Annotated in this window: 19 protein-coding genes and 1 pseudogene; 9 read left to right on the top strand and 11 right to left on the bottom strand. The window is 73.6% G+C overall.

The window, feature by feature from the left end; genetic code table 11:
* A partial coding sequence (locus FM076_RS12115; protein WP_173874690.1) for a DUF2510 domain-containing protein occupies positions 1-218 on the bottom strand: 218 nt, incomplete at its 3' end.
* 333 nt (positions 219-551) lie between these two features.
* On the opposite strand from FM076_RS12115, the gene FM076_RS12120 reads away from it, so the two are divergent.
* Positions 552-962 carry an SsgA family sporulation/cell division regulator gene (locus FM076_RS12120; RefSeq protein ID WP_173870209.1) on the top strand — a complete coding sequence of 137 codons (411 nt, stop codon included), beginning with the start codon at positions 552-554 and terminating at the stop codon, positions 960-962.
* 251 nt (positions 963-1,213) lie between these two features.
* Here FM076_RS12120 and FM076_RS12125 read toward each other — a convergent pair whose 3' ends face one another.
* The 3 genes from FM076_RS12125 to FM076_RS12135 form a co-directional block, all read right to left on the bottom strand.
* On the bottom strand, positions 1,214-2,224 hold the full coding sequence (locus FM076_RS12125) for an AsnC family transcriptional regulator (RefSeq protein ID WP_173870211.1): 1,011 nt from the start codon (positions 2,222-2,224) through the stop codon (positions 1,214-1,216).
* A gap of 133 nt (positions 2,225-2,357) precedes the next feature.
* Complete coding sequence (locus FM076_RS12130; RefSeq protein WP_173870213.1) at positions 2,358-3,725, bottom strand: FAD-binding oxidoreductase; 1,368 nt, start codon at positions 3,723-3,725, stop codon at positions 2,358-2,360.
* A 140-nt stretch (positions 3,726-3,865) separates the two neighbouring features.
* Positions 3,866-4,459 (bottom strand): TetR/AcrR family transcriptional regulator, encoded by a 594-nt coding sequence (locus FM076_RS12135; protein WP_173870215.1) that lies wholly within the window; start codon positions 4,457-4,459, stop codon positions 3,866-3,868.
* Positions 4,460-4,564: 105 nt separating this feature from the next.
* On the opposite strand from FM076_RS12135, the gene FM076_RS12140 reads away from it, so the two are divergent.
* Positions 4,565-5,254, top strand: coding sequence for a nitroreductase (locus tag FM076_RS12140; RefSeq protein WP_173870218.1), 690 nt, complete (start codon positions 4,565-4,567; stop codon positions 5,252-5,254).
* 85 nt (positions 5,255-5,339) lie between these two features.
* Here the strand turns inward: FM076_RS12140 and hppD are convergent, their stop codons facing one another.
* Positions 5,340-6,497 carry a 4-hydroxyphenylpyruvate dioxygenase gene (gene hppD, locus FM076_RS12145; protein ID WP_173870220.1) on the bottom strand — a complete coding sequence of 386 codons (1,158 nt, stop codon included), beginning with the start codon at positions 6,495-6,497 and terminating at the stop codon, positions 5,340-5,342.
* Positions 6,498-6,649: 152 nt separating this feature from the next.
* On the opposite strand from hppD, the gene FM076_RS12150 reads away from it, so the two are divergent.
* Positions 6,650-7,132: an Lrp/AsnC family transcriptional regulator gene (locus tag FM076_RS12150; protein WP_173874691.1), complete on the top strand. Its 483-nt coding sequence runs from the start codon at positions 6,650-6,652 to the stop codon at positions 7,130-7,132.
* Between the two features lie 28 nt (positions 7,133-7,160).
* Here FM076_RS12150 and FM076_RS12155 read toward each other — a convergent pair whose 3' ends face one another.
* From FM076_RS12155 to FM076_RS12165, 3 genes are all read right to left on the bottom strand, one after another.
* A complete protein-coding gene (locus FM076_RS12155) occupies positions 7,161-7,997 on the bottom strand; it encodes a S16 family serine protease (protein WP_173870221.1) in 837 nt (278 codons plus the stop codon).
* A 78-nt stretch (positions 7,998-8,075) separates the two neighbouring features.
* Positions 8,076-8,720, bottom strand: coding sequence for a helix-turn-helix domain-containing protein (locus FM076_RS12160; protein ID WP_173870223.1), 645 nt, complete (start codon positions 8,718-8,720; stop codon positions 8,076-8,078).
* Positions 8,721-8,974: 254 nt separating this feature from the next.
* Positions 8,975-10,783 carry a DEAD/DEAH box helicase family protein gene (locus FM076_RS12165; RefSeq protein WP_173870225.1) on the bottom strand — a complete coding sequence of 603 codons (1,809 nt, stop codon included), beginning with the start codon at positions 10,781-10,783 and terminating at the stop codon, positions 8,975-8,977.
* A 709-nt stretch (positions 10,784-11,492) separates the two neighbouring features.
* On the opposite strand from FM076_RS12165, the gene FM076_RS12170 reads away from it, so the two are divergent.
* Together FM076_RS12170 and FM076_RS12175 are read left to right on the top strand one after the other, a co-directional pair.
* Positions 11,493-12,953 (top strand): FG-GAP-like repeat-containing protein, encoded by a 1,461-nt coding sequence (locus FM076_RS12170; RefSeq protein ID WP_173870227.1) that lies wholly within the window; start codon positions 11,493-11,495, stop codon positions 12,951-12,953.
* Positions 12,954-13,229: 276 nt separating this feature from the next.
* A pseudogene (locus FM076_RS12175) lies at positions 13,230-14,339 on the top strand (N-acetylmuramoyl-L-alanine amidase); the annotation flags it as partial.
* Between the two features lie 10 nt (positions 14,340-14,349).
* Here the strand turns inward: FM076_RS12175 and FM076_RS12180 are convergent.
* Positions 14,350-15,054, bottom strand: coding sequence for a response regulator (locus FM076_RS12180; protein ID WP_173870231.1), 705 nt, complete (start codon positions 15,052-15,054; stop codon positions 14,350-14,352).
* Positions 15,051-16,241 (bottom strand): histidine kinase, encoded by a 1,191-nt coding sequence (locus tag FM076_RS12185; protein WP_173870233.1) that lies wholly within the window; start codon positions 16,239-16,241, stop codon positions 15,051-15,053. The genes FM076_RS12180 and FM076_RS12185 overlap by 4 nt, the downstream gene beginning before the upstream one ends.
* A gap of 212 nt (positions 16,242-16,453) precedes the next feature.
* Here FM076_RS12185 and FM076_RS12190 point away from each other — a divergent pair, with 212 nt between their 5' ends.
* Entirely contained in the window at positions 16,454-17,980 is a 1,527-nt protein-coding gene (locus tag FM076_RS12190) for an alpha/beta fold hydrolase (protein ID WP_173870235.1), read from the top strand.
* A 96-nt stretch (positions 17,981-18,076) separates the two neighbouring features.
* On the opposite strand, the gene FM076_RS12195 is transcribed toward FM076_RS12190, so the two are convergent.
* On the bottom strand, positions 18,077-18,676 hold the full coding sequence (locus tag FM076_RS12195) for a TetR family transcriptional regulator (protein WP_173870237.1): 600 nt from the start codon (positions 18,674-18,676) through the stop codon (positions 18,077-18,079).
* A 116-nt stretch (positions 18,677-18,792) separates the two neighbouring features.
* On the opposite strand from FM076_RS12195, the gene FM076_RS12200 reads away from it, so the two are divergent.
* The 3 genes from FM076_RS12200 to FM076_RS12210 form a co-directional block, all read left to right on the top strand.
* The gene (locus FM076_RS12200) at positions 18,793-19,542 is read left to right on the top strand and encodes an SDR family oxidoreductase (protein WP_173870238.1); all 750 of its coding nucleotides are present in this window, start codon (positions 18,793-18,795) and stop codon (positions 19,540-19,542) included.
* 131 nt (positions 19,543-19,673) lie between these two features.
* On the top strand, positions 19,674-20,423 hold the full coding sequence (locus FM076_RS12205; protein ID WP_173870241.1) for an SDR family oxidoreductase: 750 nt from the start codon (positions 19,674-19,676) through the stop codon (positions 20,421-20,423).
* Between the two features lie 150 nt (positions 20,424-20,573).
* Positions 20,574-22,065, top strand: a 1,492-nt coding sequence (locus FM076_RS12210; RefSeq protein WP_173870242.1) for an MFS transporter, incomplete at its 3' end; no start/stop codon positions are given.

A 22,065-nucleotide genomic window follows, 5' to 3' on the forward strand; every position in this document is an offset into this window, starting at 1 on the left:
GGGCCGTCCTGCTGGGCGGTGGCCGGCGGTGTGGGAGCGGTGGCGGGCGAGGACGCCACCGGCGGCGGCGCGGGCATGGGTTCGCCCTCGCGCGGCTCCGGCCGGCTGGTGCCGGGCACCCAGGACGAACCGTTCCAGTAGCGGATGTACCCGGGGATGGACGGATCCGGATAGTACCCCGCACGGGGTACCTCACCATGAGTACCGGAGGGCCCCACTGCCTCCAACTCCCCTCACGTACGAGACTCGTGACCTGTGCCTGGCGGCGCCGCCCAGCGGGCCGCCACGGGCGGCGCGGCGGGAACCTCCGCCTGTTCAAGGAGGACAGTAACGAAGAAGACCGCGCGGCGAGGAAGCAGACGGGTCCGAAGCCCGCCTTCGGGCGACGCGCGGACGCGGTGTGGACCCGCTCTCCTCAAGGCGCCGGGCCGGCCGGACGCCCGGTGGAAAAAATTTCCGCGAACCCGTGTAAGCAACCGCGCGCCGCGCCCTCTTCCGTGTGCGGGCCTCTCGCAGCGGCCCGCCCAGCGACAGAGGAAAGGGCGCAGGGTATGCACACCGTCGTCGAACGCGAGTTGGAAATGAGGCTCGTCCTCGCGCCGGAGCGCAGCGTGGCCGTGCCGGCGCGGCTGAGTTACCGCACCAACGACCCGTATGCCGTCCATGTGGTCTTCCACATCCACTCCGAGACCCCCGTCCACTGGACGTTCGCCCGCGAGCTGCTGCTGGAGGGGGTGGACCAGCCCAGTGGTGACGGCGATGTGCGGGTGTGGCCGACGCGCGTGGGAGAGCGGGAGGTGGTGTGCCTGGCCCTCAGTTCGCCGCACGGGGACGCGCTGCTGGAGGCCCCCTCCCCGGTGCTGGCGGCCTGGCTGGACAGGACGCTGCGCGTGGTGCCGTCCGGCAGTGAGCAGGACTCCTTGGGCCTGGACGAGCAGTTGAGCGAGCTGCTGCGTCCCTGACCGGGACCCGCGCCGCTGTGCTTCCCCGTGCCCGGCGCCTTCCGGGCGCGGGCAGGCCCGTGCGGCCCTCCTCACTCGGACGGGAGGGCCGCACGGGACCGCACGGCGTCCCGTACGGGCACCACCTCCCGTACGGGACCGCCCGCTGCGCAACAGCCCGCTGCGGGACCACCCGTACGGGGAGGCGCGGTTGCGCTTCCGGCCACCCGTCCGGGGTGCTCGTGGGCGTTCGGCGCGGGCCCCGCGGGGTTCTACCGGAAGGGGCCGGGGCCCTTGATGTAGCGCACCAGCGGATACGTCTCCAGCTCGCGCACGTCCGGCAGCCGGGCGAGGGGGCCGGTCAGGTACGCGTACAGCGCCGCCATGTCCTTGCACACGACCGTCAGGAAGAGGTTCGTGGGCCCCGTGGTGGCGCAGGCGAAGGCCACTTCCGGATGCGTGGCCACCGCCTGCCCGACGGCGTGCAGCCGCGCGGGCGGCACGGACGCCAGCACGGCGGCCCGCACCCCCATGTCGAAGACGCGCGGCGCGTACTCGACGTCGAAGTAGAGCGTGCCGTTCGCCCGCAGCTCGGCCATCCGCCGCCGCACCGTGGAGGGGGACCAGCCCGTCGCGGCGGCGAGTTCGGGCACGGGGGCGCGGCCGTCGTGCGCGAGCCGGGTGAGCAGCTTGTGGTCGTCGGCGGTCAGCCGGACCGGTTCGTCCGGCGGCCTGGGCGGGGGCGGGGAGAGCCGCGCCACCTGCTGCGGGGAGAGCATGCCGGACTTGAGGATGAGCCCCTCGGCGCCGCCGAAGAACTGGTGCAGCTGGCAGTAGGCACGTACCGAGAGGACCCGGGGGGTGCGCGGCAGCTCACGCAGCAGCAGCGCCTCACCGCCGCCCTCCCGCGCCCAGTCGCCGGCGGCGCGGGCGACCACGCTGATCTCCGTGCCCCCCGCCATCAGCCCCACCCACGAGGTTTCCGTGCGCCGCGCGAGCGCCTCCGCGAGCGGCACGGCCGCGTCGGTCGTCGTCAAGACGCGGATGAGCCAGACGGTCTCCCCCAGCACGGTGGGTTCGGTCAGGCCGAGAACCCGCATGCTCCCGCTGCCGCGCAGCTTGGCCCAGCGCCGGGCGATCGTCTGGTCGGAGACGCCCAGGACCTCCGCGATACGGGAGAACGCGGCCCGCCCGTCGAGCTGGAGGGCGTGTCCGAGCTGCCGGTCGAGGTCGTCCAGGGGCGGCGGGGAGGAGGCTCTGCCGTCGGCGGTGTCGGATCGCACCGCACCAACGGTAATGGACGTCGGATCACGTCACCCTGTCGTCCAGGAACGGGGGCGGCGGCCCGCATGCCGGGGGCCGCCGCCAGGCACCGGGGCCGCCGTCGAAGTGCCGGGTCTTTCCAAGTGCCGGGGCTCAGAAGACCTTGCCCGGGTTGAGGATGCCGTGCGGGTCGAAGGCGCGCTTGATGCCCCGGTGCAGTTCCAGGCTGACCGGGCCCAGCTCCTCGGCCAGCCAGCTCTTCTTCAGCGTTCCCACCCCGTGCTCGCCGGTGATGGTGCCGCCCAGTCGCAGGCCCAGTTCCATGATCTCGTCGAAGGAGGCGCGGGCCCGGCGGGCCTCGTCCTCGTCGGCGGCGTCGAAGCAGACCGTGGGGTGGGTGTTGCCGTCCCCCGCGTGGGCGCAGACGCCGATGGTCAGCCCGTGCCGTTCGGCGATCTCGGCGGTCCCCTTCAGCAGTGCCGCGAGCCGGCCGCGCGGCACGCAGACGTCGTCGATCATCGAGGTGCCCTTGACCGCGTCGAGGGCGGTCAGCGCCGCGCGCCGGGCCTTGAGGAGGAGTTCGGACTCGGCGGGGTCCTCGGCGGGCACCACCTCGGTGGCGCCCGCGGCCGTGCACAGCTCGCCCACGGCGTGCAACCGCGGTGCCGGGTCCGGCGTGTCGAACGCGGCCAGCAGCAGGGCCTCGGTGGTCTCGGGCAGGCCCATCTTCGTCATGTCGTTGACGGCCCGGAGCGTGGTGCGGTCCATCAGCTCCAGCAGGGAGGGTGTGTGCCCCGCCTCCATGATCCGGCACACCGCCTCGCAGGCCGCGTCCGTGGAGGGGAACTCGGCGGCGAGCGCCAGCTGCTGGGGCGGCTCAGCCCGGAGCGCCAGGGTGGCGCCCACGACGATGCCGAGGCTGCCCTCGGAGCCGACGATCAGCCGCGTCAGGTCGTACCCGGCGACCCCCTTGGCGGTGCGGCGGCCGGTCGACAGCAGCCGTCCGTCGGCGAGGACGACGTCGAGGCCGAGCACGTACTCGGCGGTCACGCCGTACTTCACGCAGCACAGCCCGCCGGAGCCGGTGCCGATGTTGCCCCCGATGGTGCACATCTCCCAACTGGAGGGGTCGGGCGGGTAGAAGAGGCCGTGTTCGGCCACGGCGCGGGAGAGCGTGGCGTTGACGACGCCCGGCTCCACGACGGCGATCCTCTCGACCGGGTCGATCTCCAGGATGCGGTCCATCCGCAGGAGGGAGAGCAGGACGCAGCCCTCGACGGCGTTCGCCGCCCCCGACAGCCCGGTGCGGGCGCCCTGCGGGACCACGGGGACGCGCAACGCGTCGGCCGTGCGCATGACGTGCCGCACCTGCTCGACGGTGCGCGGCACGGCCACGGCCGCGGGGGTGCCGGCCGGGCAGAAGCCGGCCATGTCGTGCGCGTACGACGCGAGGACGTCGGGGTCGGTCAGCACGGCCTCCGCGGGCAGCCCCGCTGACAGCCGTTCGATCAGCTCGCTCATGGGGCCAGCGTCGCAGCGCGCCGCCCTCCCGGGAAGCCCCGGTGAGTGCCCTCCGCCCCCGGCCGGGCCTGCCTGCGCGAGTGCCCCGCGCCCCCTCGGACCCTGCGGAGACCGGAGACCGCCCCCGGCAGGACGTCCCGTCAGTCCGTGCCCGGCAGGGCGTTCGCCAGGAGGACCTCCGCCGCCGCCCGCGCGTGGCGCGGGTAGTCCGCGTCGCCCAGCACCATGGCGCGGCTGGCGGCCCCGTCCGCGAGGGTGACGAGCTGTTCGGCGAGCGCGGCCGGCTCGCGGCAGCCCAGTTCCGTCACCAGTGCGGTCACCAGCCGCACCATCAGCAGTTTCTGTTCGCGGGCGTAGGAGTGGACGGCGCTGTCGGGGTCGGGGAACTCCGCGGCGGCGTCGATGAACGGGCATCCGCGCACGGGGGCCGTGTCCGCCGGGGGCAGGGCGAACAGGGCGAGGATCCGCTCTCTGGCCGGGATGTCCTCGCGCGTCAGCACGCTTTCGAGGGTATGGCCCGTCGAGGCGAGGTCCTGGAGGTGGGCGACGACCAGGTCGCTCTTGGTCCGGAAGTGCGCGTAGAGGGTGCGTTTGGAGACCGGAGCGCGTTCCGCGACCTGTTCCATGCCGGTCGCGTTGATGCCCTGGGTCGCGAACAGGTGGGCGGCGGCGGCCAGGATGCGCTCGCGCCCGCCGCGCCCCTGCCGCCGGGGGGCCGTCGTCACCGTACTCATGGGGGAAGTATACGTCCGCGTTTACTTCTCGGGGGGCGGTTGGTTACAGTGACTCCCAGGTAAACGCCAACGTTTACTTGAGCGACCACCCCTGAGGAGGGTTCCATGAGCGGGCTTGTCACCGAGCTGAGCGACTACGCCGAGAAGCTGATACGCGGCCGCCACGCGACCCGCGCGTTCCGGCCCGAGGCCGTGCCCGAGGACACCATGCGCGCGGTCTTCTCCCTGGCCGGCGCCGCGCCGTCCAACTCCAACGCACAGCCCTGGCGGGTGGAGGTGGCCAGCGGCGCGCGCCGCGACCGCCTGGCCGGCGCCCTGCGGGCGGCCCACGCCGACGAGCGCACCTCGGTCGACTTCCCCTATTCCGAGGACATGTACACCCCCGTCCACCAGGAGCGGCGGGCCGCGTTCGGCGCCGGCCTGTACGGGGCGCTGGGCATCGGCCCCGACGACCACGCGGCCCGCGCCGCCTACGACGCGGAGAGCCTGGGCTTCTACGGGGCGCCGCACGCCGCGTTCCTGTTCGTCACCGGCGACGGCGGTCCGCGCCTGGCCGCCGACGTCGGCGCCTACATGCAGACGCTCCTGCTGGCCATGGCCGCGTACGGCGTGGACAGCTGCCCGCAGGGCCTGCTCAGCTTCTACGCCGACACCGTCCGCGACGAACTCGGTGTCACCGAGGGGAAGTTGCTCGTAGGCATCTCCTTCGGCTACGCCGACGAGAGCGCGCCGGTCAACCACGTCACCACCGAGCGCGCCGCCCTGGAGGCGACCACCGCCTTCCACGTCCGGTGACACGGGCCGGGCCCGGCCGGTGGTGTCCGGTGACGGGACCGGCCGGACCACCACCGGCGGCTCCACGGGCGCCGGGCGCGGGGCCCTACAGGTTGCCGCGCCGCTCCTGCTCCCGCTCGATGGCCTCGAAGAGGGCCTTGAAGTTGCCCTTGCCGAAGCCCATGGACCCGTGCCGCTCGATCATCTCGAAGAAGACGGTCGGCCGGTCCTGGACCGGCTTGGTGAAGATCTGGAGCAGGTACCCGTCCTCGTCCCGGTCGACGAGGATCTTCAGCTCGCGCAGGGTCTCCACCGGCACCCGGGTCTCCCCGGCCCACTCCCCCAGGGTGTCGTAGTAGGCGTCGGGGGTGTCCAGGAACTGGACCCCCGCGGCGCGCATCGCCCGCACCGAGGAGACGATGTCGTTGGTGGCCAGCGCGATGTGCTGGACGCCGGCGCCGCCGTAGAACTCCAGGTACTCGTCGATCTGGGACTTCTTCCTGGCGACGGCCGGCTCGTTGATGGGGAACTTCACCTTGCGCGAGCCGTCGGCGACGACCTTCGACATGAGCGCGGAGTACTCGGTGGCGATGTCGTCGCCGACGAACTCCTTCATGTTCGTGAAGCCCATGACCTTGTTGTAGAACGCGACCCACTCGTTCATCCGGCCCAGCTCGACGTTGCCGACGCAGTGGTCGATGGCCTGGAAGACCCTCTTTTCGGGCGGCGCGACCATCGGGTCCATGGGGACGAACCCGGGCAGGTAGGGCCCGTCGTAGCCGGTGCGCTCGACGAGGGTGTGGCGGGTCTCGCCGTAGGTGGCGATCGCGGCCCGGACGACGGTGCCGTGCTCGTCCTTGGTCTCGTACGGCTCGTCGATCCCGCGGGCGCCGTGCTCGACGGCGTACGCGTAGGCGGCGCGCGCGTCCGGGACCTCGATGGCCAGGTCGATGACGCCGTCACCGTGGGCGGCGACGTGGTCGGCGAGGAAGCGGCCCCAGTCGGTGGTGGGGCGGATGACGGAGGTGAACACGAACCGGGCGGAGCCCGACTCGAGGACGTAACTGGCCGTCTCCCGGCTGCCGTTCTCCGGGCCGGAGTAGGCGACGGTCCGCATGCCGAAGGCCGTGGAGTAGTAGTGGGCCGCCTGCTTGGCGTTGCCGACGGCGAAGACGACGGCGTCCATCCCCTTGACCGGGAAGGGGTCGGCCTGCCGGGCGGTGCGCGGGGCTGTGGCGTGGGGTTTTCCCGGTGCGGTAGTCATGCCGGAAGGGTCTCGCCGCCCCACAAGGTGCGCAATAGTTTGCGTTTTTCCTGGGCATTCTGTACAGCGAGACCAGGGCTCGGCCGGACGATGTGCGCAATCTGTGCACCCTACGCTCCGTGCCGGGCCGTTCCCGCGAGGTGGAGGACCCCATGGGCATCGACCGGCTGGACGCGCGGCTGCTGGAGCTGCTCGCCGAGGAGCCCCGGATCGGGGTGCTGGAGCTGTCCCGGCGGCTCGGGGTGGCACGCGGCACGGCCCAGGCGCGGCTGGACCGGCTCTCCTCACGCGGCGTCATCCGCGGCTTCGGCCCCGAGGTGGACCCGGCGGCGCTCGGCTATCCCGTCACCGCGTTCGCGACGCTGGAGATCCGACAGGGCCAGGGCACCCAGGTGCGCGCCCACCTGGCGACGGTCCCGGAGGTGCTGGAGCTGCACACGACGACGGGCAGCGGCGACATGCTGTGCCGCCTCGTCGCCCGCTCGAACGCCGACCTCCAGCGCGTGATCGACCGGGTCGTGGGCATCGAGGGCATCGTCCGCGCCTCGACGGCCATCGTCATGGAGAACCCGGTACGGCTGCGTATCGTGCCCCTGGTGCGGCAGGCCGCCGAGGACGGCGAGCACCGCCGGTGAGCCCGGCGTCCCGCTGCCGGCGCGCTGCTCAGCAGTGCGGGACGTCGCCGTCCGTGCGGATCTCCCCCAGCGCGTCCAGCGCGCCCTTCAGCGTGCTGACGGGCACCAGCCGCAGCCCGGAGGGCAGTTGCGCGCGGGCCTCGCCGCACTGGGACCTCGGCACGAGGAAGTAGGTGGCGCCGTCCCGCCGGGCGGCCTGCGTCTTGAGCGGCACACCGCCGACGGCGCCGACCTTCCCCGAGGCGTCGATGGTGCCCGTCCCGGCGACGGTGTGGCCGCCGGTGAGCCCGCCCGCGCCGGTGCCGTTCCCGTCCAGCTTGTCGATGATGCCCAGGGTGAAGAAGAGCCCGGCGCTGGGGCCGCCCACGTCGCCGAGCCGCAGCTTGACGTGGACATCGTCCGGGGACCTGTGGAGGTGGCGCAGCGCCGCGGTGACGGCCTTGTCCTGCGACTCCTTCATCTCCTGGGAGATGTGCCGTTCGGCGTCCTCGGTGTCGCCGCCGCCGGGGTAGACGGCCTCCCGGGGCATGACGGCCCGGTCGTCGCGGAACCAGGCGCGCGCCACGTCCGGCAGCCGCACCGTGGCCTCGGGCTGGGTGGCGGCGATGGTGACCGACAGCAGCCGGCCCTTGTCCCCGCCCCGCTCGGACACGCCCTCGACGGAGATCACGGGTTTGCCGCCGTGCTTGCCCAGGACGTTGGCGGTCTCGCCGGGCTGCGCGAGCGAGTACGGCAGCGGGGCGCACAGCGCCACCACGAACAGCAGGACGACGGGCAGCGCGCACAGGGCGAGCGTGCGGCCGCGCGTCAGGCGCGGACGCGGCCCGCCGGTGGCCGGGGCGGGGGTGCTGCGGGTTTCGGACACCCCCGCAATCTACCGACTGCCCGCACGGCCGAACGAATCCCCGTACGGGCCCCGGGCCACCACCGGCTCACCACCGGCTCACCGCAGCGCGTCGGCGACCTGGTTGGCGGCGCGGACCACCCGGTGGCCGACGTGTTCGGGCACCGTCTCCGCGAGCATCACCACACCCACGCTGCCCTCGATCCCGCTCACCCCCAGCACCGGCGCCGCGGCCCCGCTCGCGCCCGCCTCCAGTTCGCCGTGCGTGAGCACGTAGCCGGGGCCGCGCTCCTCGTCGGGCAGCCGGCCGGCGAGTATGGCGCGGCCCGCTGCCCCCCGGTCGAGCGGGTGGCGGAACCCCGTACGGTAGGCGACGTGGTAGTCCGTCCAGCTCGGTTCGACCACCGCGACGGCCAGCGCCTCGGTGCCGTCCACCAGGGTGAGGTGCGCGGTGGCGCCGATGTCCTCGGCCAGCGAGCGGAGCGCGGGCAGCGCGGCCTCCCGCACCAGGGGGTGGACCTGCCGCCCCAGGCGCAGCACGCCGAGCCCGACCCGGGCCCGGCCGCCCAGGTCGCGGCGGACCAGGGCGTGCTGCTCCAGGGTGGCCAGCAGGCGGTAGACCACGGTGCGGTTGACGCCGAGCTTGTTGGACAGCTCGGTGACGGTGAGGCCGTGATCGGTGTCGGCCAGTAATGTCAGGACGCGCAGTCCCCGGTCGAGCGTCTGAGAGGTCTCCGCGGTCACGACGCCCCCCTCCCTCGGGTGAGTGACGGCAGCCGCGGACGCGGGCACCGGCCACCCGTGGCGGGATCGCCACGGGTCGTGTGTGCGGGAAACTTAGCGAGCAGCACCGCTGACCGGAAGAGTCTGTCCAGAATCCGGGCGGAGGCTGACCGTGTTCGCCGCAAACATCCCGAAACCGCCGCGGCCCCGCCCGAGGCGCCCCGAAGGATGCCCGGCCGGGGCCCGCCGGCGGCCCGAGTGCGGTCCGTACGGGGCTACTTCATCCGCGTGGCCCACTCACGGACCTTGGCGATCCGGGCCTCGATCTGGCCCGCCGTCGCCTCCGCCGCGGGCGGCCCGCCGCACACCCGGCGCAGCTCGTTGTGGATCACCCCGTGCGGCTTGCCGCTCTGGTGCACATAGGCGCCGACCAGGGTGTTGAGCTGCTTGCGCTTCTCCAGCAGCTCCTTGTGCGTGACGACGGGACGCTTCTCGGCGGGCACCTCCAGCAGGTCCGCCTCGCTGTCCGGTTTCTTCCGGCTGTGCGCGATCTGCCGCGCCTGCCGCTTCTGGAGCAGCAGTTGCACCTGGTCGGGCTCCAGCAGTCCCGGAATGCCCAGGTAGTCCTGCTCCTCCTCGCTGCCCGGGTGGGCCTGCATGCCGAACTCGGCGCCGTCGTACATCACCCGGTCGAAGACGGCGTCCGACTCCAGCGCCTCGAAGGACAGTTGGTCCTGCTCGCCGGTTTCCTCGTCCTTCTCCCGCTCCGCCTCCTTGAGCAGGCCGGCCTCTTCCGCGTACGGGTCCTCGTCGCCGTCCCTCTTCGGCTTGTCGAGGACGTGGTCGCGCTCGACCTCCATCTCGTTGGCGAAGGTCAGCAGCGTGGGGATGGTGGGCAGGAAGACGGAGGCGGTCTCGCCGCGCCGCCGCGAGCGGACGAAGCGGCCGACGGCCTGGGCGAAGAACAGCGGCGTCGAGACGGTCGTCGCGTACACGCCGACCGCCAGCCGCGGCACGTCCACGCCCTCCGAGACCATGCGGACGGCGACCATCCAGCGGTCGTCGGGGTTCTCGGAGAGGCGGAAGTCCTCGATGCGCTGCGAGGCGCCCGCGTCGTCGGACAGCACCACGGTGGGCCTGGTACCGGAGATCTCGCGGATCAGCTTGGCGTAGGCGCGGGCCTGCTCCTGGTCGGAGGCGATGACGAGGCCGCCCGCGTCCGGCACCGACTTGCGCACCTCGCTCAGCCGGTGGTCGGCGGCCCGCAGCACGGCGGGCATCCACTCCCCGCGCGGGTCCAGCGCGGTGCGCCACGCCTGGGAGATCGCGTCCTTGGTCATCGGCTCGCCGAGCCGCGCCTCGATCTCGTCCCCGGCCTTGGTGCGCCAGCGCATGTTGCCGCTGTAGGAGAGGAAGATGACGGGCCGCACGACGCCGTTGGCGAGCGCGTCCCCGTAGCCGTAGGTGTAGTCGGCCACCGACCGCCGCACCCCGTCGGCGTCCTCCGCGTACTCCACGAACGGGATCGGGTTGGTGTCCGACCGGAAGGGCGTGCCGGTCAGCGCGAGGCGCCGGGTGGCGGGCTCGAACGCCTCCAGGCACGCCTCGCCCCAGGAGCGGCTGTCACCGGCGTGGTGGATCTCGTCCAGGATGACGAGCGTCTTGCGCTGCTCGACGCGGTTGCGGTGCAGCATGGGACGCACGCCCACGCCCGCGTAGGTGAGGGCGACGCCGTGGTACTCCTTGCTCAGCGGCCCGGCGCTGTACTCCGGGTCCAGCTTGATGCCCACGCGCGCCGCGGCCTCGGCCCACTGCTTCTTCAGGTGCTCGGTGGGCGCCACGACGGTGACCTGCTGCACCACGTGGTGGTGCAGCAGCCACGAGGCGAGCGTGAGGGCGAAGGTCGTCTTTCCCGCACCCGGCGTCGCCACCGCGAGGAAGTCGCGGGGCTGCTTGGCCAGGTACGCGTCCATCGCCGCCTGCTGCCAGGCCCGCAGCTTGCTGGCGGTGCCCCAGGGGGCGCGGCCGGGGAAGGCGGGGGACAGATGGTGGTTGCTGCTGGGGGTGGTGGGCGTGGTAGTCACGGTCTCCGGTACGACGAGGACAGGTACGGCGGCCGGTCGGTCACGGCCGTCGCAACCCTACCGGGGGCGCCTCGCGGCCCGCCCGCCCACCGGTGCCCGCCGGCCACCGGAGGGCACCGGTGCCGGCCGGGCACCGCTCCGGTGGCCGCGCCGCCCGTCCACAGGGCGAGCCCGGTGAAGACGGCGGCGCCGACGCGCAGGGCACGGTGAGCGACACCTCGGGCCGGACCCGGGTCCGGGAGCGGCCCTCCAGGAGGGTGGCCGCCACCCGCGCCGGCATGCCGAGGGACGGGACGGGGGAGCCCACCACCGGGCGCCGGGCCCGCCGCCGGCCACGGTGGCCTCGGCGGCGGCGGCCTCGGCGACGGTGACGAGGAGGACCCCGGCGGCCCCAGCGCGAGCCCGGCCCACCGGCGCCGCGCCGCGTACTGGCCGGGCAGCGGTCCGGGCAGGGCGCCGGCGACCAGCGGCCGGACCCGTACGGGCCCGATCCGCGGGCGGGACCGACGCGTCGGCGGCCCGGCCCGCCGGTTCGGCTCCGTGCGGTTCTGTGCGATTTCTGTACCGATTCGGTGCCCGGGCGCAACCCTCACGTCACCTCACGGGTCTCACCGACGAACGACCACCGCTCCGGCCCCGATCCGTCCCCGCAGCACCAATCTCCGCTGGCTGCACCGGGGTTCGGCAGCGACCGACCACAGGAGGACGAGTGCTCCACCGAAACACCACCACCGCAGCCGCCACCGTCGCCCGCGTCATCGGAGTGACGGCGGTGCTGCTGGCCGGATCCGCGGCCACGGCCGCGCAGGCGAGCGCCGCACCGGCCGCGCCGGCCGCCAAGACCCACGCCGCGGCGGCGCCCAAGGCCGACTTCAACGGGGACGGCTACGCGGACACGGTCAGCGGCGCGCCCACCGCCACCGTCGCCGGCAAGGCGAAGGCCGGCTACCTGACCATCTCCTACGGCTCGGCGAAGGGCGCCAGCACCACGCACCGGCAGCTGTTCAGCGCCAACAGCGCGGGCGTCCCGGGCGAGCCCGGCGAAGGGGAGTACTTCGGCCGCGAGACCGCCGCCCGCGACTTCGACGGCGATGGCACCACCGACCTCGCCGTCGCCTCCCACTCGGGTGTGACCATCCTGTGGGGCGCCAAGGACAAGGGGCTGACCACGGGGTCGGCCGTCGCGGACACCGAGAGCGCCCACACCCTCGCCGCCGGCGACTTCAACGGCGACGGCAAGGCCGACCTGGCGGTGAACGGGGTCAGCGGCGATGTCCGCGTCCTGTACGGCGCGTTCGGCAAGGACGGCAAGCCCGCGCAGCGCCAGACGCTCCAGCCCACCGGTGAGGACGGGGCCTCGCTCGACGGGCTGGTCGCCGGCGACATCACCGGCGACGGCATCGACGACCTGGTCACCCGGCACTCGTTCGAGGAGATGGCGCGGGGCAGCAAGTTCTTCAAGGGCTCCAAGGAGGGCCTGCCCGCCGAGCCCACCAAGGGCGTGGACGCCGCCGCCAGCGGTGTGATCGCCGATGTGGACAAGGACGGCTACGGCGACCTGGTGATCCGCACCGTGCCCGGCGGCGTGGTGGAGGACCTGCCCTACGACCACGGCACGGTCAAGGTCCTCTACGGCTCGGCGCAGGGCCCCGACACGGGCAGGACCACCACCCTCACCCAGAACAGCGCCGGGGTGCCCGGCGCCAACGAGGACGGCGACGAGTTCGGCAAGGCGCTGGCCGCCGGTGACGTCAACGGCGACGGCTACGCCGACATCGCCGTCGGGGTGCCCGGCGAGGACATCGGCAGCGGCGCCGCGGGCAAGAACTCCGGTGCCGTCGTCCAGCTGCTGGGCGGCAAGGGCGGGCTGTCCGGCACCGGCGCCAAGAACTGGGACCAGGGCGTCGCGGGTGTGCCCGGTGCCGTCGAGGCCGAGGACCTGTTCGGGTCGGCGGTGGCGCTGGGCGACACCGACAAGGACGGCCGCGACGACCTGGCGATCGGCGCCCCGGGCGAGGACGGCGACGCCTCGGCGACCGACGCGGGCGCGGTGTGGGTGCTGCGCGGCGACGCCGGCGGCACGACGACCGACGGTGTCGTCTCCTACGGCCCCAAGGCCCTCGGCGCGCCCGAGAAGAACGCCGGCCTGGGCAGCAGCTTCGCCCACTGAGGCAACTGAGGCCACTGAGGCCGCGGCGCGGTCCGGACGGGGTGCTTCCGCCCCGTCCGGACCGGGTCCCGCCGCCGGTTCCCCGGTCCTCGTCGAGGCCGGGAACCGGCGGCTTCGTGTCTCAACTGGCCCGGGACGACGGGATGCTGAGGCGGGGTCGTCAAGCGGGTGACGCCCGGGCGACGCGCGTGGAAGTCGTTGTCATGTCCTAACCACGTCGGTACTGTGTGGCGGACTTCAGGCGCCTCAGCTCCCTCCCCCACAACAGGAGCAGCCATGTCCCCGCACACCCATGCCCGCAGGCGCGGCCGCCTGAGTGCCGCCGCGCTGTCCCTCGCCGCCGCGGCGGCGCTCCTCGTCACCGGCGTCGGCCCGTCGGCCACCGCCGAACCCGGCGCCGACGGCCCGGCCCCCTCCATGAACGCCTCCTTCGCCTCCGCCGCCGCGGAGTACGGCGTCCCGCGCGACGTCCTGGCCGCCGTCGGCTACGGCGAGACCCACTTCGACGGCCACCGCGGCGAGCCCAGCCAGGCGGGCGGTTACGGCGTGATGCACCTGGTCAGCAACCCCTCCCGGCACACGCTGGAGCAGGCCGCCGAACTGACCGGCGAGCCCGTCGCCGAGCTGCGCCGCGACACCGACGCCAACATCCACGGCGGCGCGGCCGTGCTGCGCGCCTACGCCGACAAGCTCGGGCTCGACGCCGCGGAGCGCCGGGACGTGGACGAGTGGTACCCGGCGATCGCGCGCTACAGCGGCGCCACGGGCGTGGCCGCACGGTTGTACGCCGACACCGTCTACGAACTGCTGGCCAAGGGCATCAGCGGCACGGCGCCCGACGGTGAGCGCGTCACCGTGGACGGCCGCGAGGTGCACCCGGACAAGGACGCGGCCCCGGCCGCGCCGCCCCGCGCCCAGAGCCCGGACTACCCGGACGCCAAGTGGGTCCCGGCCGACCCCGCCAACTACCGCGAGGGCCGCACCGGGAAGCTCGACACGATCATCATCCATGTGACCCAGGGCTCGTACGCCGGCACCATCAGCTGGTTCCAGAACCCCGACGCCAAGGTCAGCTCCCACTACGTGGTGCGCTCCTCGGACGGCGAGGCCACCCAGATGGTGCGCGACGCGGACACCGCCTATCACGCCAGGAGCGCCAACCCCTCCTCGCTCGGCATCGAGCACGAGGGCTACGTGGACGACCCGTCCTGGTTCACCGACGCCATGTACCGCTCCTCGGCCAGGCTCACCCGCCACCTGGCCGACAAGCACGGCATCCCGCTGGACCGCGAGCACATCATCGGCCACAGCGAGGCGCCCGGCAACGACCACACGGACCCGGGCAAGCACTGGGACTGGGACACGTACATGCGACTGGTGAAGGGCTGAGAGGCCGTCAGGCGGACGGGCCCTGGCGTTCGCGCACGAGCCCGGTGTCCCAGGCCCAGGCCGCGATCTCGACGCGGTTGCGGACGTCCAGCTTGTCCTTGATGTTGCCCAGGTGGGTCTTGACGGTGCCCAGGGACAGGTGCAGTTCCTCGCAGATCTCCTGGTTGGTGCGCCCGACCGCCAGCAGGCGTACGACGTCGAGTTCCCGCTCGGAGAGCGGGTGCGGCGGTGCGGGCGCGGCCGGGTGCGGCCCGGCCAGGTGCTTGAGCAGCCGGACGGTCACCGCCGGGGAGACCAGGGCGTCACCGCGCGCGGCGGACCGTACGGCCTCGATCAGCAGGTTGGAGGCGGCGTCCTTGAGGAGGAAGCCGCACGCGCCGTTGCGCAGGGCGGTGTAGGCGTAGTCGTCCTGGTCGAAGGTGGTCACGACGACGACACGCAGCGGGTCGGTGACGCCGGGACCGGCCAGGGCGCGGGTGACCTCCAGGCCGTCCAGCCTGGGCATGCGGATGTCGACGAGGCACACGTCGGGACGCAGCCGGCGGGCCAGCGCGACGCATTCGGCGCCGTCGGCGGCCTCGCCGACGACCTCCAGGCCGGGCTGGGTGTCCAGGATCAGCCGGAAGCCGGTGCGGACCATCTCCTGGTCGTCCGCGATCAGCACGCGGGTGCGGTCCCCGCCCGTCCCGCCCGTACCACCGGCCCCGTTCATGCCGGCGATCCTGCCACAGCGGCCAGGAGCGGGAAGGAGGCGGTCACACACCAGCCGCCGTCCGGTGTACGGCCTCCGTCCAGGGAGCCCTCCACGGCCTCCACGCGTTCGCGCAGCCCCACCAGGCCGAAGCCGCCGCGGCCGCCCGTGGGCACGGTGGCACGCGCCCCCGGCGCCGTGTTGCGGACCTCCACCCGCAGCCGGTCGCCGTCCAGGCCGAGGCGGACGACGACGTCGGCGCCGTGGGCGTGGCGGCGTACGTTCGTCAGCGCCTCCTGCACCACGCGGTGGACGGAGGTCTCCACCTCGGGCGCCAGCCGCGCCGCGCGCACCTCGGGTCCCAGCTCCAGCGTCGCCTCGGTGCCGTTCCCGGCGAACGCGCCGACCAGGCGCTCCAGTTCGGTCAGCAGCTCGCCCGGGCGGGCTGCCTCGTGCTCGTCCTCCCGCAGCACCCGCACCAGCCGCCGCATGGAGTCCAGCGTCTCCGACCCGGCCCGCGAGATGCCCTCCAGCAGCGGCTTGATCTGCTCCGGCGCGCTCTCCTGGATCATGATGCCGGCGTTGGCGTGCACGATGATGCCCGTGACGTGGTGGGCGACGAAGTCGTGCAGGTCGCGGGCGAGTTCCAGGCGCTCGTTCTGCCGTACGGCGGCCATGGCCCGGGCCCGCCGCCCGTCCAGCACCCGCAGGTAGCAGCCCAGGCCCACGGCGCCGCCGACGGCGAAGGTGAGCAGGTTGGAGTACATGAGGGTGTCGTAGCCCGAGCCCAGCCGCACGCGCAGCGGCAGGAGGATCACCGCGAGGCCCAGTGCCGCCGCCAGCGTCACGGCGGTGGCCGGACGCCCCACCCGGCGCGCGGTCCGGGTGAGCAGCACGAGCAGGGTGACCGTCTCCAGGGCACTCCAGGTGCCGCCGTCGAGGGGGGCGTACGTCCAGAGCGCCACGGTGAGGACCAGGGAGCTTGTCGCGACGACGCCGACCCGCCACGCGGGACCCGGCCGGCGGGTGGGGAACAGCAGCGCGGTGGCGACGAGCGGGCCGGAGACGAGGGGCAGCCAGTTCGTCCACCTCCCGTGCGGGTCGTAGAAGGCTGCCAGGTCGAGCAGCCACAGCAGGGCCAGGCCCGCGCAGAGCAGGACCGTGGTCAGCCGTCGGGTCACCGGGGAGAGCGGAGCATTGGATTCCACGCCGGACAGGGTACGGACGCGCGGACGACGGGCGAATCGGCCCCCAGGCCGATAACCGGCCCCCAGGATGGGCCCGGCGGCCGAGGACGGGCGGGGGGCCGCGGCCGCATCGTCGAGGGCATGCAGATCCTCACCGTTCTCGAAGTCGTCGTGGCGGCGCTCGCCGGCCTGTGCCTCATCCTGTCCGCCCTGGTCACCGTCGGGGAGGCCCGATGAGCGCCCGCGGGCGGGGCCTGCGCCCCCGTACGATCGTCCTGGCGACTCTCGCGGCGGCCGCCTGTGCCACCGCCCTGCCGGCCGTCGCGTCCGCCGACCTGACAGCGGCCCGCCCGGCGGCACACCCGACACCGGACAGCCCACGGGGCACCCTCACCTGGGGCAGCTGCGACCGGCCCGACATGCCGGTCCAGAAAGGCGTCCAGTGCGGCACCCTCCGCGTTCCCGTCGACTGGTCCGAGCCGCGGTCCGGGACGGTCGCCCTGCGGGCCTACCGCTTCAAGGCGGCCGACCCCGCGAAGAAGAAGGGCACGATCCTCAACTTCCCCTCCGGGCCCGGGGAGACGGGCGACCTCGCGTTCGCCTCGCTGCGCAAGCACCTGCCCGGCTACGACCTGATCGCGCTCGATCCCCGCGGCGTGGGGCAGAGCGGACGGCTGTCCTGCGCGACCGACAAGATCCTGAAGATCCCGTACGTCCCCCCGACGGACGGCCGGCGGTTCCGCGCGCTGGAGAAGAACCAGCGCGCGTTCTGGAAGACGTGCACCACCACCCCGGCGGGCCTGAAGAACCATCTGGACGCCTCCAGCAACGCAAGGGACGCCGAAGCCCTTCGCAAGGCCCTGCGTCTGGAGAGGATCAACCTGTACGGGTTCTCCTACGGCACCCTGACCGCCGAGCGCTACCTCGGCCTGTACGGGGACCACGTGGGCGGTTCCGTCCTCGAAGGGGTGATGAACCCGGCCCAGTCGCGGCGGGAGTTCGTCACCACCGCGGCGCGCGGGATGGAGGCGGTCTTCGACCGGTTCCGCGAGTGGTGCGCCGAGAAGCAGGCGTGCGCGCTGCACGGCAAGGACGTGGCGTCCGTGTTCAGGAAGGCCCAGCGGACCGCCGACGCCGGACGCGTCCCCGGCTCGCTGATGACGACGCCCTGGTCGTCCGTGACGGTCACCCGGTACTTCGAGCTGATGGCCCCGCGGAGCTTCAAGGAGACCGCCGACGGCCTCGCGAAGCTGTCGCGGGGCGAGAACCCGATGGGCGGCGGCGAGAGGGCGGGCCAGGGCGGCCAGGAGCCGGGCCAGGGAGGCCAGGAGCCGGGCCAGGGCGGGACGCCGAAGACCACGCCGTACGCGGATCCGGTCGTCTGCTCCGACTTCGACCTGTCCGTCGGTAGCGCCGGCCGGGCCCGGCGCGATCTGGCGGCCACCCGCGCGGCGGCCCCGGTCCTGGGCTTCTCGACGAACAGCAGCAACTACACGTCGATCTGCCTCGGCGGCCCGCACCCCGCCGAGGGCTCCGGCAAGCCCGTGACGTCACGCAGTGCCCACCCCACCATGCTGCTGAGCAACACGGCCGACCCGGCCACACCGTCCGCCTGGGCCGACGGCGTGGCCCGCCAGCTGGGAGGCAAGGCCGTCGCGGTGCGCACCGAGAAGGTCGGCCACGGCGGCGGCCTCGACGACCCGCGGACCAGGAGCCGGGTCGCGGCCTACCTGGACCGCTCCAACCGGCCCGCCCGCTGACCGCCGCGCCGGGAGGCGAGGCGGTCGCGGGCGGGGACGCCTGAGCGCGATCGACGCGTCGCGCGCCTGACCGGGCGCGCGACGAGGCGGTCGCGCTCAGGCGCGCAACGCGTCGATCGCGGTGTCGATCGCGTCCAGGGCCGCGGTCTTGTCGAGCCCCGCCCGCGATACGAGCGAGAGCCCCTGGACGACGTAGAGGAGCAGTTGGGCCTGGGCCTCGGGACGGGCGGTGTCGGTGACTTCGCCGGCGGCCTGTGCGCGGCGCAGCGCGTCGGTGAGGATGTCGGTGAAGCGGCGGTAGGAGCGGGTGACGACGTCCGTGGCCTCGCTGTCGTGGGGGACGAGTTCCGCGGTGGTGTTGCCGACCAGGCAGCCCTGCGGTACGCCCACGTCGGAGATCAGCTCGTCGAGGCGCGCCGGGTGGGTCAGGATCTCGCGCAGCGCGGGCAGCAGCGGGGTGGTGTCGAGCGCGGCGGTCAGGTGCCGCTCGTACACCTCCCAGTAGAGCCGGACGGCGTCGAGGTAGAAGCGGCGCTTGTCCCCGAACGTTCCGTAGAGGCTGCCGCGTTCGACGGCCAGCGCGTCGACCAGGTCCTGGACCGACGTCGCCCCGTACCCCCGGGACCAGAACAGTTCGAGTGCCCGCGTCAGCGTCTGGTCCTTGTCGAACCCGCGGGGTCGTCCGGTGCGTGCCACCTGTCCGACACTACAACTTCTTGACGAGGCGTTCAAGAAGTCGTAGGTTCCTCGCAGTACTTTTTGAACGGCTGCATAGAAGTCGTCGGCCATCTGCCGGCGCGAAGGGCGGAGCAGTGGAATTCGCGGGGAAGACAGCACTCGTCACCGGGTCCGGTGCGATCGGCGGACTCGGGCACGCGACGGCCGAGGTGCTGGCAGCGCAGGGAGCCGGCCTGATCCTCACCGGCACCGATCCGGACCGGGGCGCCCAGGTCGTGGAGAGCCTGCGCGCGGCCGGCGGCGGGTCCACCGCGCCGGCGCGCTTCGTCACGGCCGATCTGAGAGACCCGGACGCCGTGCGGCGGCTGGCCGAGGAGGCCGGGGACATCGACATACTCGTCAACAACGCGAGCCTCATGACGTTCGGCCCGACCACCGAGCAGGACCTCGCGGGCCACGACGCCGCCTTCGCCGTGAATGTGCGCGCGCCCTTCCTGCTCACCTCGCTGCTGGCGCCGAGGATGGCCGCACGCGGCGGGGGCAGCGTCGTCAACATCAGCTCCACCGCGGCCGGTCTCGGCATGCCGGGAATGGCCGTGTACGGCGCCACCAAGGCGGCGGTCGAATCGCTGACCCGCACCTGGGCGGCGGAGTTCGCCGCCTCGAACGTGCGGGTCAACGCCGTAGCGCCCGGCCCGATGCGCACCGCGAAGGTGGTCGCGGCGATGGGCCCGGACATGGGCGGCATGGGCCTGACCACCGCGCTCAAGCGCACCTGCGACCCGGCCGAGGTGGCGCAGGTGGTCGCCTTCCTCGCCGGCGACCGGGCCAGTTACATGACCGGCGCGGTCGTGGCCGCCGACGGCGGCCGCACCGCGATCTGACGGACCCGGCCGCCGGCCGGTGCCCTGCCGACGGGGACGGCCGGTGCCGGCCGGGACAGCCCGTCGTCGTTGCCGATGCGCGCGCCACGGCGCCGAGAGAGCGCCACGGCGCCGAGAGAAGGGAAGGAACCATGGATCGTCTCAAGGGGAAGTACGCACTGATCACAGGGGGGACGAGCGGCATCGGGCTGGAGACCGCCCGCGAGTTCCTCGCCGAAGGAGCCTCCGTCGCGATCACCGGCCGCTCGCGGGAGAGACTGGACGAGGCCGCCCGGCAGTTGGACGGACCGCTGCTGACCCTCGTCAGCGACGCCGGTGACGTGCCCGGCCAGTCGGCACTCGCGGCGCGGCTACAGGCGGAGTGGCCGAGGCTCGACATCGTGATGAGCAACGCCGCCGACACCACCCACCTGCCGATCGAGGAGTGGACCGAGGAGGCGTTCGACAGGCTGTTGGCGGTCAATCTCAAGGCGCCTTTCTTCCTGGTCAAGGCGCTGCTGCCGCTCTTCTCCCGGCAGTCCTCGGTGATTCTCGTCGGCTCGGTCTCCGCCTTCATCGGGCACGAGAACGCGACGGTCTACGGCGCGGCCAAGGCGGGCCTGCTGTCCTATGCCCGCGGGCTGACCCACGAGTTGAAGGGCCGGGGCGTGCGCGTCAACGGACTGAGCCCGGGGCCGACTGTCACCAACGCGTTCAAGGCGCTGGGTGAGGAGCGGCAAGCCGCCGTCTACGAGGAACTCCGGCGGACCGTGCCCCTCCACCGTCTGGGCTCCGCCACCGAGATGGCGAAGGCGGCCGTCTACCTCGCCTCGGACGAGTCCGCCTACACCGCCGGCACCGTGCTGCGCGTCGACGGCGGCATCGGGGAACTGGCCTACTAGGAGCCGTGCGACCGTCCCGCCCCGGGGTCCGGGGGCTGCCCGGGCCGGTGCGGGGCGCCCGGACGCCGGATATGGCCTAGGTCCCACGGCCGAGCGTTTCCCCACCACGGTAGGTGTCGCCATTGCCGGGCGGCACTTACCGTGGTGCGCATGCCCCCGAACGACGTCAGCAGCCCCAGGGAATCCGTACTCGGCGCCGCCCACCGGCCGCTGACGCTCGGCATCGTCTCCGTCGTCCTGCTCATCGCCTTCGAGGCGACAGCGGTGGGCACGGCCATGCCGCTGGCGGCCGACGAACTGGACGGCATCTCCCTGTACCCGTACGCGTTCTCCGCGTTCTTCACCACCTCCGTCGTGGGCATGGTCGCCTCCGGCCAGTGGTGTGACCGGCGCGGCCCCCTGCCCCCGCTGGCCTGCGGCATCATGCTGTTCGCCGGGGGCCTGGTACTGTCCGGCACCGCCGTCGGCATGTGGGTCTTCGTGCTGGGCCGCGCCGTGCAGGGCGTCGGCGGCGGACTGGTGATCGTCGCGCTCTACGTCACCGTCAGCCGCGCCTACCCCGAACACCTGCGGCCCCCCGTCATGGCCGCGTTCGCCGCCTCCTGGGTGGTGCCCTCCGTCGTCGGACCGCTGCTGTCCGGCACCGTCACCGAACACCTGGGCTGGCGCTGGGTCTTCCTCGGCATCCCCGCCCTGGTCGCGGTGCCGCTGCTGGTGATGCTGCCGCCGCTCAGGAAGCGGGCCTCCGGCCCGCCCGGGGGCGCCGCGCCGCCCGGCCCCCCGGACCGCCGCCGCATCCGGCTCGCCGTCGCCGTCGCGCTGGGCGCCGGACTCCTCCAGTACGCCAGCCAGGACCTGCGCTGGACCGCCCTGCTGCCCGCCGCGGCGGGACTCGCCCTGCTGGCGCCCTCCCTGCGCGTCCTGCTGCCGCACGGCACGGTACGCGCCGCGCGCGGGCTGCCGGCCGTCGTCCTGCTGCGCGGCATGGCCGCCGGCTCCTACGTCGTCGCCGAGAGCTTCGTCCCCCTGATGCTGGTCACCCAGCGCGGGCTGTCCGTCACCATGGCCGGGCTCACCCTCGCCGCCGGCGGCGCACTGTGGGCGCTGGGCTCCTTCACCCAGTCCCGCCCGGCCATGGAACGCCACCGGGAACGACTGGTGCGCTGCGGCATGGCACTGGTCACCCTCTCCATCGGCTGCGCGCCCCTGGTCCTGGTGCCGTCGGTGCCCGTGTGGACCCTCGCCGTCGCCATGGGCGTCGGCTGCTTCGGCATGGGGCTGACCATCTCCTCCCTCAGCGTGCTGCTGCTGCGGCTGTCGGCCCCCGAGGAGGCGGGCCGCAACTCCGCCGCCCTGCAACTGTCCGACGGCCTGTCCAACGTGCTGCTGCTCGCCCTCACCGGCGCCGCCTTCGCCGCCCTCGGCGGCGGCTCCGTCACCGTCGGTCCGGCGGACGAGCCGCACGGCGGCGGCGCGGGCGGCGCCCTGGCCGACCGGCCCGCCGCCTTCGCCGCCGTCTACGCGGTGGCGGCCACCGTCGCGCTGGCCGGCGTCTGGGTGGCCGGGCGCCTCCGCCCCGCCGACGAGAGCGCGGGCGCGAGCGCGGACACGGGCGCGGGCGCGGGCGCGGAGGAGAACACCG

The organism is Streptomyces albus subsp. chlorinus, from assembly GCF_013302895.1.
GTDB classification, from domain to species: domain Bacteria; phylum Actinomycetota; class Actinomycetes; order Streptomycetales; family Streptomycetaceae; genus Streptomyces; species Streptomyces chlorinus.

Excerpts from the sequence above, each read along its gene's own strand:
- FM076_RS12120 (WP_173870209.1), top strand. The coding sequence starts at position 552 with ATGCACACCGTCGTCGAACGCGAGTTGGAAATGAGGCTCGTCCTCGCG.
- FM076_RS12130 (WP_173870213.1), bottom strand. The coding sequence starts at position 3,725 with ATGAGCGAGCTGATCGAACGGCTGTCAGCGGGGCTGCCCGCGGAGGCC.
- FM076_RS12135 (WP_173870215.1), bottom strand. The coding sequence starts at position 4,459 with ATGAGTACGGTGACGACGGCCCCCCGGCGGCAGGGGCGCGGCGGGCGC.
- FM076_RS12140 (WP_173870218.1), top strand. The coding sequence starts at position 4,565 with ATGAGCGGGCTTGTCACCGAGCTGAGCGACTACGCCGAGAAGCTGATA.
- hppD (WP_173870220.1), bottom strand. The coding sequence starts at position 6,497 with ATGACTACCGCACCGGGAAAACCCCACGCCACAGCCCCGCGCACCGCC.
- FM076_RS12150 (WP_173874691.1), top strand. The coding sequence starts at position 6,650 with ATGGGCATCGACCGGCTGGACGCGCGGCTGCTGGAGCTGCTCGCCGAG.
- FM076_RS12180 (WP_173870231.1), bottom strand. The coding sequence starts at position 15,054 with ATGAACGGGGCCGGTGGTACGGGCGGGACGGGCGGGGACCGCACCCGC.
- FM076_RS12190 (WP_173870235.1), top strand. The coding sequence starts at position 16,454 with ATGAGCGCCCGCGGGCGGGGCCTGCGCCCCCGTACGATCGTCCTGGCG.
- FM076_RS12205 (WP_173870241.1), top strand. The coding sequence starts at position 19,674 with ATGGATCGTCTCAAGGGGAAGTACGCACTGATCACAGGGGGGACGAGC.